This is a genomic window from Ralstonia sp. 25mfcol4.1, from assembly GCF_900104095.1.
Taxonomy (GTDB): Bacteria; Pseudomonadota; Gammaproteobacteria; order Burkholderiales; family Burkholderiaceae; genus Cupriavidus.
Window position 1 is genome coordinate 221803 of record NZ_FNJO01000007.1, and the last position, 13543, is coordinate 235345.

Annotated in this window: 15 protein-coding genes; 12 read left to right on the top strand and 3 right to left on the bottom strand. The window is 67.1% G+C overall.

Translation table 11 applies throughout. The features are described from left to right. From BLQ58_RS14765 to BLQ58_RS14775, 3 genes are read left to right on the top strand one after another with little or no spacing between them, the layout of a single operon-like run. Positions 1-483 (top strand): glycine zipper family protein, encoded by a 483-nt coding sequence (locus BLQ58_RS14765; RefSeq protein WP_092599191.1) that lies wholly within the window; start codon positions 1-3, stop codon positions 481-483. A gap of 13 nt (positions 484-496) precedes the next feature. Further along, the gene (locus BLQ58_RS14770) at positions 497-1084 is read left to right on the top strand and encodes a hypothetical protein (protein ID WP_092599194.1); all 588 of its coding nucleotides are present in this window, start codon (positions 497-499) and stop codon (positions 1082-1084) included. A 46-nt stretch (positions 1085-1130) separates the two neighbouring features. Beyond that, a complete protein-coding gene (locus tag BLQ58_RS14775; protein WP_092599197.1) occupies positions 1131-1526 on the top strand; it encodes a hypothetical protein in 396 nt (131 codons plus the stop codon). A gap of 51 nt (positions 1527-1577) precedes the next feature. Here the strand turns inward: BLQ58_RS14775 and ppk2 are convergent, their stop codons facing one another. Then, positions 1578-2396, bottom strand: a complete 819-nt coding sequence (gene ppk2, locus BLQ58_RS14780; RefSeq protein WP_092599200.1) for a polyphosphate kinase 2 — start codon at positions 2394-2396, stop codon at positions 1578-1580. A gap of 165 nt (positions 2397-2561) precedes the next feature. Here ppk2 and BLQ58_RS14785 point away from each other — a divergent pair, with 165 nt between their 5' ends. The 6 genes from BLQ58_RS14785 to BLQ58_RS14810 are packed head-to-tail and all read left to right on the top strand — an operon-like array spanning position 2562 to position 8234. Further along, the gene (locus BLQ58_RS14785; RefSeq protein ID WP_254775953.1) at positions 2562-2834 is read left to right on the top strand and encodes a hypothetical protein; all 273 of its coding nucleotides are present in this window, start codon (positions 2562-2564) and stop codon (positions 2832-2834) included. A gap of 51 nt (positions 2835-2885) precedes the next feature. Next, entirely contained in the window at positions 2886-4028 is a 1143-nt protein-coding gene (locus tag BLQ58_RS14790) for an AI-2E family transporter (RefSeq protein ID WP_092599203.1), read from the top strand. A gap of 2 nt (positions 4029-4030) precedes the next feature. Continuing rightward, the gene (locus tag BLQ58_RS14795; protein WP_254775954.1) at positions 4031-5572 is read left to right on the top strand and encodes an efflux transporter outer membrane subunit; all 1542 of its coding nucleotides are present in this window, start codon (positions 4031-4033) and stop codon (positions 5570-5572) included. Further along, positions 5569-6744, top strand: a complete 1176-nt coding sequence (locus BLQ58_RS14800) for an HlyD family secretion protein (RefSeq protein ID WP_092599209.1) — start codon at positions 5569-5571, stop codon at positions 6742-6744. Before BLQ58_RS14795 ends, BLQ58_RS14800 begins: the two co-directional genes overlap by 4 nt. Then, positions 6734-7768, top strand: coding sequence for a DUF2955 domain-containing protein (locus tag BLQ58_RS14805; protein ID WP_092599213.1), 1035 nt, complete (start codon positions 6734-6736; stop codon positions 7766-7768). Before BLQ58_RS14800 ends, BLQ58_RS14805 begins: the two co-directional genes overlap by 11 nt. 16 nt (positions 7769-7784) lie before the next feature. Next, a complete protein-coding gene (locus BLQ58_RS14810) occupies positions 7785-8234 on the top strand; it encodes an ion channel (protein ID WP_092599216.1) in 450 nt (149 codons plus the stop codon). A gap of 28 nt (positions 8235-8262) precedes the next feature. Here BLQ58_RS14810 and BLQ58_RS14815 read toward each other — a convergent pair whose 3' ends face one another. Both BLQ58_RS14815 and BLQ58_RS14820 read right to left on the bottom strand, forming a co-directional pair. Continuing rightward, positions 8263-8628 carry a hypothetical protein gene (locus tag BLQ58_RS14815; RefSeq protein WP_092599219.1) on the bottom strand — a complete coding sequence of 122 codons (366 nt, stop codon included), beginning with the start codon at positions 8626-8628 and terminating at the stop codon, positions 8263-8265. Positions 8629-8789: 161 nt separating this feature from the next. Beyond that, on the bottom strand, positions 8790-9791 hold the full coding sequence (locus BLQ58_RS14820) for an AraC family transcriptional regulator (RefSeq protein ID WP_217636007.1): 1002 nt from the start codon (positions 9789-9791) through the stop codon (positions 8790-8792). Positions 9792-9985: 194 nt separating this feature from the next. On the opposite strand from BLQ58_RS14820, the gene BLQ58_RS14825 reads away from it, so the two are divergent. From BLQ58_RS14825 to BLQ58_RS14835, 3 genes are read left to right on the top strand one after another with little or no spacing between them, the layout of a single operon-like run. Next, positions 9986-10966, top strand: coding sequence for a quinone oxidoreductase family protein (locus BLQ58_RS14825; RefSeq protein ID WP_092599222.1), 981 nt, complete (start codon positions 9986-9988; stop codon positions 10964-10966). Between the two features lie 19 nt (positions 10967-10985). Further along, complete coding sequence (locus BLQ58_RS14830; protein WP_092599225.1) at positions 10986-11834, top strand: TauD/TfdA dioxygenase family protein; 849 nt, start codon at positions 10986-10988, stop codon at positions 11832-11834. A 59-nt stretch (positions 11835-11893) separates the two neighbouring features. Then, complete coding sequence (locus BLQ58_RS14835) at positions 11894-13543, top strand: fatty acid--CoA ligase (RefSeq protein ID WP_092599515.1); 1650 nt, start codon at positions 11894-11896, stop codon at positions 13541-13543.

Below are 13543 nucleotides of genomic sequence, written 5' to 3' on the forward strand. Positions count from 1 at the left end.
ATGTCCAGATCCAGCATTCCGGCCGCGCTGCTAGCCGCCACCGTTTTGGTTGGCCTCAGCGCCGGCGCCCTCGCGCAATCGAAACCGATCGCCTATCCGGCCAAGGGACAAAGCCAGGCCAAGCAGCAGGAGGATGACGGTTACTGCTACTCGTGGGCCAAGTCGAACACCGGCATCGATCCGGCGCAGGTGGCCGCCGCGCCCCCGCCCGCGCCCAGCGGCCCCGCCGTAGGGGGCGGCGAACGGGTGGGCGGTGCGGCGCGCGGCGCTGCGGGGGGCGCGGTGGTGGGCGCCATTGCGGGCGATGCCGGCAAGGGCGCCGCGGCCGGTGCGGCCGTGGGCACGATGGCGGGCGGTCACCGGGCAAGGCAGAACCAGCGCAATGCGCAGGCCAATGCGCAATCGCAGCAGTCGGGAGCCATGAATACCTACTACCGCGCCTATTCGGCCTGCATGCAGGGGCGCGGTTACACGATCCAATAACCAAGGAGGTCATATGTTCAAGCGAGTCGCCATTACAGCTGCAGTGCTGCTGAGCCTGTCGGCAGCGTCGTACGCCCAGCCGGACGTGAAGACGGACGTGCAACGGTCGCCCGGGCAGACCACGGCCACCGGCACGGCCAAGGTCAACGCCACCATCACCGCCATCGACGCGGCGTCGCGCAAGGTCACGCTCAAGACCCAGGCCGGCAAGGTGGTGGACATGACCGTGGGCGACGAGGCGCGCAACTTCGACCAGTTGCGCGTGGGCGACAAGGTTGCCGTCGAGTACACCGAGGCCCTGACCGTAAGCCTGAAGAAGGGCAGCGGGGCGTCCACCATGCAGGAACGCGAGATTTCGGAGCGTTCCGAACCCGGCGCCAAGCCGGGTGGCCGGCTCGGGCGCGAGGTAACCGTGGTGGCACAGGTTGTCAAGGTCGACAAGGAAAAGAACATCGTCACGGTCAAGGGGCCCCGTGGCCACACGGTGGATCTGCTGGTGGAAGACCCCGAGCAGATGAAGGCCGTGAAGAAGGGGGACCGCGTGCAGGCTGTCTATACTGAGGCAGTCGCGGTATCTGTCACACCGGGCGCCGCGAAGTAACGGCATTCCCGATCCAGTCCGGCAAGGAGTGAAGGAGGCAGCCTCGATGCTCACTGCGAAATGGCACGGCCTGTGCGCGGCCGCGCTGCTGGGCCTGGCCTGGCCAGCGCATGCGTATTACGATCACTTCCTCAGCGGCACCATCATCGGCACCCTGGACAAGGACCAGGTGGCGGCGTTGCGCACCACATTCGGCAAGGCGCTGACCGACTCCGATGACGGTGCCAGCGTGCCGTTCCACCTGGACGCCAGCACCAGCAACGCCAAGAGCAAAGCCACCGATGGCACGTTCACGCCGCTCAAGACGCGTACGGAGAACGGGCAGCGTTGCCGCAAGGTGCGCAGCGAACTGCGTCAGCCGGGCCGGCAGCCGGAACGCTGGACAGGCTGGTATTGCCAGCAATCGGACGGCGACTGGAAGAAGACGATGATCAAGGACTGACCGCGCGCCGCCCGGCGGCGGACCTGGCCCCACCGCCGCACGGCGGTGGGCTCAGAACTTCTCGGGGATGTAGCGGTACGGATAGTCGGGTGCCTTGTAGTTGCCCGCCTTCTGGCGCGCCGGCAGCGTGACCTTCTTGCTCTTGACGTGCTCGTACGGCACGGAGGCGAGCAGATGGCTGATGATGTTCAGCCGCGCGCGCCGCTTGTTGTCGGAGCGCACCACATGCCACGGGGCAAAGTCGGTATCCGAGGCCGCGAACATCGCGTCCCGGGCGCGGGAGTAGTCATACCAGCGGCTGTACGACTTCAGGTCCATGTCCGTCAGCTTCCAGGTCTTGCGCCCGTCCTCGATGCGCGATTGCAGCCGGCGCGTCTGCTCTTCGGGCGTGACTTCGAGCCAGTATTTCAGCAGCAGCACGTTGGACCCGACGATGGCGCGTTCCATCAGCGGCACGGCACGCAGGAACGCATCCACCTGTTCTTCGCTGGCAAAGCCCATCACGCGTTCCACGCCGGCCCGGTTGTACCAGCTGCGGTCGAAGATCACCACTTCGCCGGCGGCGGGCAGATGGGGGATGTACCGTTGCATGTACATCTGGCTCTTCTCGCGCTCCGTGGGTGCGGGCAGCGCCACCACCCGGAACACGCGCGGGCTGACCCGCTCGGTGATGGCCTTGATGGTGCCGCCCTTGCCGGCGCCGTCCCGTCCCTCGAAAACGATGCATACCTTGGTGCCGCTGGCCTTGATCCAGTTCTGCATGTGCACCAGTTCCACATGCAGCCCGGCCAGCGCCTCGTCATAGTCCTTGCGGCCCAGTTCGGTGCTGGCCCCCGCCTCGCTTTCGGCGCGCCGTGCCTGTTTTGCCATGTCAGCTCCCGGAGTCTTGATGGGGATACTCTCCCCCGAGTATCAATCTGGACACTGGGTCGGGCTTTGGCAATGGACCTTGGTCCAATGCTTGGCCCAAGGACCAATTGCTTTGCGCCGGTGCTTGGCTGACTCTAACTGGAGAACCTGTTCGAGTTTGCCATCATGCATAAATGCGGTGTCGTGTTGATGGCGGGGGCGCTGTGGCTGGCCGTGGTGGGCATCTTCTTCAGCGATCCCAGCGGACAGATGCCGGACAAACTGAACCTGTTCAGGCTGGCAATGCGCGGCCTGGAGGTGCAGATGTTCCGGACTGGCAGCGACCCGCCACGCTACCTGGTGAACGTGCTCGCCCGCGACTGGCTGATCGGCTGCGTGGTGCTGTTCGCCGTCGGTGCCGTCGTGTTCCTGATCGCGCGCCGGCGCCAGGTCGCCTGATGGCGTGCCCGCTGTCCCGCTCGCAATCCGCCGCACAAGGGAGGTCATCCCATGCTGCAAGCCCCGTATTCCAGCGCGACCGCGTCGCGCACGCTGATCGACTCGCTGATCCGCTTTGGCCTGATCGCGCTGCTCTCGGTCTTCTGCTTCCAGATCTTCAAGCCGTTCATGAACCTGCTGCTGTGGTCGGTGATCCTTGCCATCACGATGTATCCGCTGCAGGTGCGGTTGCGTGGCAAGGTCTTTGACGGCGAAGGGCGCACCGCCACGCTGATCATCGTGCTGGTGATCGCCGTGGTGATGGTTCCGACCTACCTGCTGGGCATTGCGCTGATCGAATCGGTCGAGCATGCCATGGCAATCGCCAAGACCGGCGAATTCACGATCCCGCCGCCGCCCGAGACGGTGGCCGGCTGGCCCGTGATCGGACAGCGGCTCCATGACGCCTGGCAGATGGCATCCACTGATGCGGGCGGCCTGATCCAGAAGCTGGGGCCGCAGATCAAGACGGCCAGCCTGGGCCTGCTGGGGGCCATGGGTGGCGTGGGCGTGGGGCTGTTGGTCTTCGTCGGTGCGCTGATCATCGCCGGGATCATCATGGCCTATGGCGAACTGGGCACGCGCAGCGCGGAGCAGATCGCCACGCGTCTCACCAGCCCGGAACGCGGGCCGCGCATCACGGCGCTGTGCACGGCGACCGTGCGCGCGGTGGCCCAGGGCGTGGTGGGCATCGCCTTCATCCAGATGCTGCTGATCGGCGTCGCGTTCATCATCAAGGGCGTGCCGGGCGCGGGGCTGCTGGCGCTGGCCGTGCTGCTGCTGGGCATCATGCAGTTGCCTGCCACGCTGATCACGGTGCCGGTGATCGTGCTGGTTTTCGCGGCCGAGGGTGCTTCCGGCGCCAACATCGTCTTTGCGATCTACGTGTTCATCGCGGGGCTGTCGGACAATGTGCTCAAGCCATTGCTGCTGGGGCGAGGCGTGGACGTGCCGATGCCGGTCATCCTGATCGGCGCGCTGGGCGGCATGGTCACCGGGGGCGTGATCGGCCTGTTCATCGGCCCAATCGTGCTGGCGGTGGGCTATCAGCTGTTCTGGCAATGGGTGGAAGATCCGCCGCCGCGTATCGAGGTGGAAACCGAAGCGCCGCGCAGCGTGCCCGACATCACCGGTGCAGACATCACCAGGGGATAACCGTGGCTGCATCCGCCCGTGCCTGGCTGGCCCTGGCCGCCGTGCTTGGCGGATGCGCGCGGGTGGGGCCCGATTTCCAGCCGCAGCCCGAGCCATGGACCGCCACGTGGCGCAGCGATGCCATCGAGCAGGCCAGCGTTCAGCAGGCGACGCCGGACCTGCGCCAATGGTGGCAGGTGTTTGGCGACCCGGTACTCGAAACGCTGATGGCGGAAGCCGACGCCGGCAATGCCGATGTGCGGATTGCCGGCCTGCGCGTGATGGAAGCGCGCGCGCAGTTGGGCATTGCGCTCGCGGGCCGCTATCCGCAGATGCAGCAGGCCAGCGCGTCGGCCATGTATGTCCACAGCCGCCAGTCCGGTCCCACGGCGCAGAGCGCGCGGCTCTGGGAATACAGCGCGGGCGTGGATGTCGGCTGGGAGCTTGATTTCTGGGGTCGTTTTGCGCGCGCCATCGAATCGGCCGATGCCGGGTACTTTGCCGCCCAGGCCAATCGCGAGTCGGTGCTGGTGTTGCTGCATGCCCAGCTGGCCACGACGTACTTCGCCGTACGCACGGCCGAGGCCCGGCTGCGCATTGCGCGCGACAACGCCCGGCTGCAGAAGCGGAGCTTCGAGATCACGGAACGGTTGTTCAAGGGCGGCGAGAGCGACGAACTGGACTTCCAGCAGGCGCGTACCCAGTACCTGGGCACGTTGAGCAGCATTCCGGAACTGGAAAACCAGATCGGGCAGGCACGCAACGCGCTGGTACTGCTGCTGGGCCGGCCACCGGGTCCGCTGCCTGAACTGGCGGAGGCTCCCGAGCGAGAGGGCGTGCTGCCATTGATCGATCGCGCTGTGCTGCAGGATGTACCGGCCAACCTGCTGTTGCGCCGGGCGGACATCCGTGCGGCCGAATTTCGCATCGCGGCCCAGTCCGCGCTGATCGGCGTGGCGAAGGCCGACCTGTATCCGGCCGTCACGCTGATGGGCAGCATCGGCTGGACAGCGGCGTCGCTGCCCGGCACCCAGAACGGCCTGCTGCTGGTGGGCGGGCCCAGCGTGCGCTGGAACATCTTCGACTACGGCCGCATCGTGAACAACGTGCGCGTACAGGATGCGCGGCTGCAGCAGTTGATCGTCGACTATCAGGCGGCGGTTCGGCAGGCCGCGCGCGAAGCCGACGATGCGGCCAGCGGGCTGGACAAGGCGCTGCAGCGCGAGCGCATCCTGGGCCAGGCGGCCCAGTCGGCCGAGCGGTCGCTTTCGCTGGCGAACACGGTGTTCCGCGAAGGATATTCGGATTTCCAGCGCGTGCTTGACGCACAGCGCGCGCTGTTCGCCCAGCAGGACGCATATCTGGTGAATCGAGGCAACGCCGTGAACTACCTGATCGGGCTCTACAAGGCACTTGGGGGCGGCTGGGACACCACGGCGCCGCTGCTTGACGCCGGCACGCGGACCCAGATGCAGCAGCGCATCAACTGGGGTGGGCTGATCGACGAAGTGTCGCCGCCGCCGGCGGCCAGCCTTCCGGCGCAGAAGGGGAGCGCACGCCCATGAACGATACGCGCACTGGCGACTCCACCCTCGACGACAAGCGCGCCGCCGACAAGCCGGCCGAGGGTGGCGGCACCCTCGCACCGCCTGTCAAGGAGGCCGCGGCCGATCCGTCGCACAAGGCGCTGCGCTGGGTGGTGGCGCTGATCGTGCTGAGCCTGGCGTGGTATCTGCTGGCCGACCGCTTCACGCCTTACACCCAGCAGGCGCGCGTGCAGGCGTTCGTGATTCCGGTGGCCTCCGAAGTGCCGGGCCGTGTGACGCGCGTCTACGTGCAGAACAACCAGAACGTGACGGCCGGCACCGTGCTGTTCGATGTCGATCCGCAGCACTACAAGATCGCGCTGGACCGCGCTCGGGCCGACCTGGAAACCACGCGGCGCGGTATCGGCGCCAATACCGCCGGCATCGATTCGGCCCGGGCGTCGCTGCGCGCCGCGCAGGCCAACGAACTCAAGGCCCAGCAGGACAGCGAGCGGCTGGAGCGGCTGTATCGCGAGGATCCGGGCACCGTGTCGGTACGCCGCCTGGAAGTGGCGCGGGCCACGCATACGCAGGCCATCAGCCAGGTTGCCGCGGCACGTGCCGAGGTGGAGCGTGCGCGCGAGCAGCAGGGCGGCAGCGATGACGACAACGCCAAGCTTCGCAGCGCTGCCGCCGCCGTCGACAAGGCCGAGCTGGACCTGGCCAACGCGCAGGTACGGGCGCGTACGGCCGGCCTGATTACGGACCTGCGCACCGAGGCGGGCCAGTACGCGGCGGCGGGCGCGCCGTTGATGACGTTGATCGCCATCCACGATGTCTGGATAAGCGCCGACATGACCGAGAACAACCTGGGTCATCTGGTCCCCGGCTCGCCGGTGCGCATCGTGCTGGACGCGCTGCCGGGCACCGTGCTCACGGGCAAGGTGCGCAGCATCGGCTATGGCATCAGCGCGGGTCAGAGTACGCCGCCCGGCACGCTGCCGACGATCCAGAACAGCCGCGACTGGCTGCGTCCCGCACAGCGATTCCCGGTGATCGTCGACATCGACCCGGGGCAGCTGTCCACGTTGCGCGGCGTGCGCGTGGGCGGACAGGCCGAGGTGATGGCATTTCCGACCGAAGGCAATCCGCTGAACCTGCTGGGCCGTGCGTTCCTGCGCTTCATGAGCTGGGTCTCGTATGTCTACTGACGCCGCCGCGTTGGCCATGCGCGCGATGCTGGCGCGCCGTGCCTTGCGGCTGGCGCTGGGCACGGCGGCCTGCCTGGCCGTGAGCTTCGGCATGCAGTGGGCGGTGCCCGTGATGGCGCCGGTGCTGGCCGTCTTCCTGTTTGCGACGTTGGACCGTCCGTTGCCGTTCAAGGCAGGCGTGGGCCTGGCGCTGGTGGTCATGCTGACGACCGGCAGCGGCATGCTGCTGGTGCCGTTCCTGCGCCATGCGCCGCTGACCGGCGTACTGATGGCGGGCCTGTGCCTGTTTCTGGCATTTCGCCATGGTTTGCGGGGCGGCAACAATCTCGTGTCGACGTTCCTGGTAGCGGGCGTCACGCTGATTTCGGCGGCGGGCACCGCCAACAGCGCGCTGGCGCTGACCGTGATCGGCGCGCTGGTGCGCGGCCTGCTGTGCGCGGTGCTGATGCTGGGTATCTGCTACCAGCTGATTCCCGAACCGGGCGGCCTGCGCATGCCGCAGAAGCCCAGCGTCGCCCCCGGGGATGCGGATGCCATGGCCCTGCGCGCCACGCTGGTGGTGATGCCGCCGTTCCTGCTGGCGATGGCGGACCCGGCCGCGTACCTGCCCATCATCATGAAGGCGGTCAGCCTGGGGCGGCAAAGCTGCAGCACGACGGCGCGGGGTGCGGCGCTGGAACTGGTGGGCTCCACGCTGATGGGCGGGGCACTGGCCATTCTGTGCTGGCTGGCGTTGGGGCTGTTCGTCCACATCTGGATGTTCTTTCTCTGGATGCTGCTGTTCGGGCTATGGGTGGCGCGCCGGCTGTTCCGGCTGCGGCCGGGGCGCATGTCGCCAGGCTTCTGGCTGAACAGCCTTGTCACGATGATCATCCTGCTGGGGCAGTCCGTGGCGGACAGCGCGGCGGGCAAGGATGTCTACCAGGCGTTCATGGTGCGCATGGGGCTGTTTGTCGGCGTGTCGCTGTACGCCTGGCTGATGATCGCACTGCTGGACCGGCGCGCCGCGCCGGTGCCCGCGTAAGCTGAGGGAGACCGTCATGCAATTGCACCTGCTGGTTGCCGCTCCCGTGATGCTGCTTTGCCTGCTGCTGCAGTGCGGGGCCGTGGCACTGTGCCTGCGGCGCTATGCGAGGTTCCAGAACAAGTGGCAGGGGCGCGAACCGCTGTGGATGGACGCCGTGCTGCTGACGTCCGTGATGCTGCTGACGCTGTTCTGCAACTTCGCGCAGATGGTGGTGTGGGCGGGGCTGTTCATGGTGCTGGGCGAGTTCGACACGCTCGGGGCGGCGCTGTATCACTCGGCGGTGAACTTCGCCACCCTGGGCTACGGCGATATCGTGATGTCGCCCCGCTGGCGCATGCTCGGGCCGATCGAATCGGCGCTGGGCATCCTGATGTTCGGCCTGTCCACGGCGCTGATGACGGCCGCGGTACTTGACGTGGTCAAGAGCCAGATGGCCCGCCTGCGGGAGGCGGGGCCGTCATGACGCAGGGGCCATCGATCGCGGTTTGTGATCAGGTGCAGTTGGCGCGGTAGGTTTCTTCCAGCTGCTTGCGCGAATCGTCGCGCTCAAGCTTGGGAACGGCACGGCCCTGCGCACTTTGGGTGGCCGTGCCGGGCGACGTGTAGGCGCGCTGCTTCGACGTACCGCTCAGCTCCTGCAACAGCGCGTCGCAGCGTTCGCGTTTGGCGTCGGCCGGACTCGCGGTCGGTGCCGAAGGAGGCCGGTAGGGGTTGCCGCCTTCACGTACCGCATCGGAGATGGCCGCGGCACCCGAACTCGGCATTTGCTGCGCCTGCGCGGGCATCGCGCCCAGACTGATGCTCAGCGCGCCGGAGGCGGCGATCACGCACTGCAACGACTTCATGGCGTTCGGCATGCGGGCTCCGCGTTGGACCTCAGGTTGGTGTGGCATACATAGCTGATGCTTCGGGATGTTCGGGTGGCGTAGTGACGCGTAGTGACGCGCAGTGACGTTTCCTTAGCCTAGACGCAGCCGTCCCGTGCCGCAAGGGCAGCATGAGAGACCCTCCGTCTCCGTCAGCGCGAGTTGGCGTGCCGTCGCCGCCAGACGATCGGCGCCTCGCCGAACTGTGCGGAGAACCAGCGGGTGAACGCCGCGGCCGACCCGTAGCCCAGCAGTTCCGACACCCGCAGCAGGGAATAGTCGGGGTTGGCGACGTATCGCTGCGCCAGGTCGCGCCGCACGCCATTGACGATGTCCGAGAAAGTCTCGCCGGAGGCGTCGAGCTGGCGTTGCATGGTGCGCAGGCTCATGCCCAGCCCCTGCGCCACGGCTTCGCTGGTGGCGCGCCCCATCGGCAACATCAGGTAGACGGCATTGCGTACCTCGCGCCCGACCGACGCGTCGTTCACGCGCGGCAGCGATTCCACCACGCGCTCCGCGTGGCGCGCCATGGCGGGGTTGCCGGTCGGGTTCGGCGTGTCCAGGTCGGCCGCCAGGCAGACGATGCCGTTAAACTCGCTGCCGAACTCCAGCGGGCAGCCGAACAGGCGCCGATGCACCTGCAGGTCCGGCGGCGCCGCGTGCGTGAAATTCACGCTTTGCGGATGCCATTGCGGCCCCAGCAGTGCGCGGCACAGCCGGAATACCACGCCCAGCGCCAGTTCAGTGGCCTGGCGCGAGGGCGCTTCGAGCACCACTTCCTGCCGGATCAGCACGATCTTGTCGGACGCTTCCAGCAGGATGGCCACCGATTCGTTGACCAGATGCCGGTAGCGGATGATGGTTTCCAGCGCGTCGCGCAACGTGGGTTGCTGGCTGATCAGCAAGCTCATCAAGCCAAAGTCCGACAACTGCCGCGACTCCGCCATGCGCAGGCCGAACGTGGGGCAGCTGGTGGCTTCCGCAGCGGCTTCGAGCAGCGTGGCGCAGGCCTGCACCGGAATGCGCTGCTCCGGGTCGGCCAGCAGCGCCTGGCTCAGGCGGGCCGTGCGCAGCAGCGGCAGCGGATTGACGCCGAGGCCATTCGCGACGTCGAAGAAATTGGTCATCACCGCAGCGCGTACCAGGGTTTTCAAGCGAGTCTCCCGATGTCGTTTTGCGCGCGTCACATGCAGGGTGCCATGACGCGTCGTTGGCGCGATGATAGGCGGCGATGGCATGAAATGCAAAGTGTCCGGATTGCGCTGCAAAGCAGCCGAAGCCTCCGACTCCTACATTGAGGGCATGGCGGCGCAAGTGGTGCCGCCCCCAAACTCAGGAGACGATTCCCATGGCCAAGGCAGTGCGTATGTATGAAACCGGCGGACCCGAGGTGCTTCGCTACGAAGACGTCGAGGTAGGCGACCCGGGTCCGGGTCAGGTCCGCATCCGCCACGTGGCGGTGGGGCTCAACTACGCCGACACGTACTTCCGCAATGGCACCTACCCGGTGCCGCTGCCCGCGGGCATGGGCGTGGAAGCGTCGGGCGTGGTGCAGGCGGTGGGCGCCGGTGTGACCAATGTGGCCGTGGGCGACCGTGTGACGTACACCGGCTTCCTGAACACCCTGGGTGCCTACAGCACCGAGCGCCTGGTGCCGGCCGCGCCGCTGATCCGCCTGCCGGAAAGCATCGGCTTCGAGACGGCCGCCGCCATGACCATGCGCGGCCTGACGTCGGCTTACCTGATGCGCCGCATCCACACCTTCCGCAAGGGCGACACGATCCTGTTGCACGCGGCGGCCGGCGGCGTCGGGCTGATCGTCTCGCAGTGGGCGCGCCTGCTGGGGCTGAACGTGATCGGCACGGTATCGACCGAAGAGAAGGGCGAGATCGCGCGGGCCCACGGCTGCCAGCACATCATCAACTACAGCCACGAGGACGTGGCGGCGCGGGTACGCGAACTGACCGACGGCGTGGGCGCCAACGTGGTGTTCGACAGCGTGGGCAAGAGCACCTTCATGGCATCGCTGGATTCGCTCAAGCGCCGTGGCCTGCTGGTATGCGTGGGGACGGCCTCGGGCCCGATCCCGCCGTTCGACCCGGTGCTCCTGGCGATGAAGGGCTCGGTCTACGTGACGCGTCCGGCGCTGGCCGACTACATTGCCGACCCGGCCGAGAAGGCCGAACTGGCAGGCGAGCTGTTCGACCACGTGGGGTCGGGCCGCATCCGCATCGAGATCAACCAGCGTTATGCGCTGGAAGACGCGGTGCAGGCCCATCGCGACCTGGAGTCGCGCAAGACCACCGGTTCGTCGATCTTCGTCGTCTGAAGACCTTGAGGAGACAGTGATGAAAGTACAACAACTAAGCTGTGCGCTGGGCGCCGAACTGGTGGGCGTGGATCTGGGCGAAGCGGTGCGCAACGACGACCTGTTTGGCGAGATCCGTGCGCAACTGCTGAAGCACCGCGTACTGTTCCTGCGCAACCAGCAGTTCAGCCGTGCCGAGCACGTGGCATTTGCAAGCCGCTTCGGCGCGCTGGAAGACCACCCGGTGGCGGGCAGCGATCCCGAGCATCCGGGGCTGGTGCGCATCTACAAGCGGCCGGACCAGCCGAACGACCGCTACGAGAACTGCTGGCACTCGGACACCACCTGGCGCGAGGCGCCGCAGTTCGGCGCGGTGCTGCGCTGCATCGAGTGCCCGCCCGTGGGCGGCGACACGATGTGGGCCAACATGGCGCTGGCCTATGAGCGGCTGCCCGACACGGTCAAGGCACAGATTGCCGACCTGCGCGCCCGCCACAGCATCGAGGCAAGCTTCGGGGCGGCCATGCCGATCGAAAAGCGGCTGGCGCTCAAGGCCCAGTTCCCCGACGCAGAGCATCCGGTGGTACGCACGCATCCCGATACCGGCGAGAAGGTGCTGTACGTGAACGGTTTCACCACGCACTTCACCAACTTCCACACCCCGGCGCGCGTGCGTTACGGCCAGGATGCCAACCCGGGCGCGGCCGATCTGCTGCGCTACCTGGTGTCGCAGGCGTACATCCCGGAATTCCAGGTGCGCTGGCGATGGGAACCGAATAGCGTGGCGATCTGGGACAACACGGCCACCCAGCACTACGCGGTAATGGACTACGCGCCGTGCCACCGCAAGATGGAACGCGCCGGCATCATCGGCAGCGTGCCGTACTGATCCGCATGCGGATCAGGCAGAACCCGCAAGACATGATGGACATGAAGGACAGAGCTGGCATGAAGGACAACCTCGTCGTTACCACCCCCTCGGCATACGCCTACCCGCTGCTGGTCAAGCAGCTGCTGACCAACGCGATGAGCCTGTATGGTGATCAGGAAATCAGCTATCGCGGCGAGATGCGCTACACGTATCGCGATTTCCACCAGCGTCTGGGCAGGCTCGCCAATGCGCTGGGGGCGCTGGGCGTGCGTCACGGCAGCACCGTGGCCGTGATGGATTGGGACAGCCATCGGTACCTGGAGTGCTACTTCGGCGTGCCGATGATGGGCGCCACGCTATTCACGGTGAACGTGCGCCTGTCGCCCCAGCAGATCCTCTACACGCTGAACGACGCCGGCGCCGACGTGGTGCTGGTGCATCCGGACTTCCTGCCGGTGCTCGAACAGATCCGCGACAGCCTGGTGCGCCAGCCGCGTTTCGTGCTGATGGCCGACGGCCAGGACGTGCCCGCCGGCACCGTGCCGTTCGATGGCGAATACGAGGCCCTGCTGGCTGCCGCGCCGGCCGCGTTCGATTTTCCGGACTTCGACGAGCGCACCAAGGCCACCACGTTCTACACCACGGGCACCACGGGCGACCCCAAGGGCGTGTGCTACAGCCATCGCGACATCGTGCTGCACACGCTGACCACGGCCACCAGCCTGTGCTCGCCGCGCGAAGGCCAGCGCATGCACCGTGAAGACGTGTACATGCCGATCACGCCGATGTTCCACGTGATGGCATGGGGCATGCCGTTCGTGGCGATCATGCTGGGCCTGCGCACCGTGCTGCCGGGCCGCTATGTGCCGGCCACGCTGCTGCAACTGCGCAAGACCGAGAAGGTCACGTTCTCGCACTGCGTGCCGACCATCCTGCAGATGCTGCTGCAGGCGGCGGACGAAGGGGAATACAACCTGTGGGGCTGGAAGATGATCATCGGCGGCTCGGCGTTGCCGCCGGTGCTGTGCGAGGCGGCGCTGTCGCGCGGCATCGACATCTTTGCCGGCTACGGCATGTCGGAGACGGGCCCCATCGTCGCGCTGGCCCAGCTGCCGCCGGGCCATGTGCCGCTCACCCGCGAGGAGGAAGTGCGCATGCGCAGCGCCACGGGCCGTCCCGTGCCGCTGGCCGACTTCCGCATCGTCGGCCCCGATATGCGCGAAGTGCCGCACGACGGCAAGGCGCAGGGCGAGATCGTGCTGCGCGGGCCGTATCTGACCAAGTCGTACTTCCGCAAGCCGTCCGCGTCGGAGGACCTGTGGGCCGATGGCTACCTGCACACGCAGGACGTGGCGGTGATGGGCGAGGACGGGTTCGTGCAGATCGTGGACCGGCTCAAGGACGTGATCAAGACCGGCGGCGAATGGGTGTCGTCGATCGAGATCGAGAACCTGGTCACCCAGGTACCCGGCGTGCAGGAATGCGCGGTGGTGGGCGTGCCCGATGCGCGCTGGGGCGAGCGGCCGATGGCCTACGTGGTGCGCAAGGCTGGCATCGAGGTGGATGCCCAGCAGATCCGCGCGGTGCTGCTTGGACACGTCGAAGCCCAGCGGCTGAGCAAGTTCGCGGTGCCCGAGGGCGACCGTATCGCGTTCGTCACGGCGATTCCGAAGACGAGCGTGGGCAAGATTGACAAGAAGCTGCTGCGGGAAAAGAAGGCAGCCTGA

Coding starts and splice junctions, on each gene's coding strand:
- BLQ58_RS14765 (WP_092599191.1), top strand. CDS start 1: ATGTCCAGATCCAGCATTCCGGCCGCGCTGCTAGCCGCCACCGTTTTG.
- BLQ58_RS14770 (WP_092599194.1), top strand. CDS start 497: ATGTTCAAGCGAGTCGCCATTACAGCTGCAGTGCTGCTGAGCCTGTCG.
- BLQ58_RS14775 (WP_092599197.1), top strand. CDS start 1,131: ATGCTCACTGCGAAATGGCACGGCCTGTGCGCGGCCGCGCTGCTGGGC.
- ppk2 (WP_092599200.1), bottom strand. CDS start 2,396: ATGGCAAAACAGGCACGGCGCGCCGAAAGCGAGGCGGGGGCCAGCACC.
- BLQ58_RS14785 (WP_254775953.1), top strand. CDS start 2,562: ATGCATAAATGCGGTGTCGTGTTGATGGCGGGGGCGCTGTGGCTGGCC.
- BLQ58_RS14790 (WP_092599203.1), top strand. CDS start 2,886: ATGCTGCAAGCCCCGTATTCCAGCGCGACCGCGTCGCGCACGCTGATC.
- BLQ58_RS14800 (WP_092599209.1), top strand. CDS start 5,569: ATGAACGATACGCGCACTGGCGACTCCACCCTCGACGACAAGCGCGCC.
- BLQ58_RS14805 (WP_092599213.1), top strand. CDS start 6,734: ATGTCTACTGACGCCGCCGCGTTGGCCATGCGCGCGATGCTGGCGCGC.
- BLQ58_RS14810 (WP_092599216.1), top strand. CDS start 7,785: ATGCAATTGCACCTGCTGGTTGCCGCTCCCGTGATGCTGCTTTGCCTG.
- BLQ58_RS14815 (WP_092599219.1), bottom strand. CDS start 8,628: ATGCCGAACGCCATGAAGTCGTTGCAGTGCGTGATCGCCGCCTCCGGC.
- BLQ58_RS14825 (WP_092599222.1), top strand. CDS start 9,986: ATGGCCAAGGCAGTGCGTATGTATGAAACCGGCGGACCCGAGGTGCTT.
- BLQ58_RS14830 (WP_092599225.1), top strand. CDS start 10,986: ATGAAAGTACAACAACTAAGCTGTGCGCTGGGCGCCGAACTGGTGGGC.
- BLQ58_RS14835 (WP_092599515.1), top strand. CDS start 11,894: ATGAAGGACAACCTCGTCGTTACCACCCCCTCGGCATACGCCTACCCG.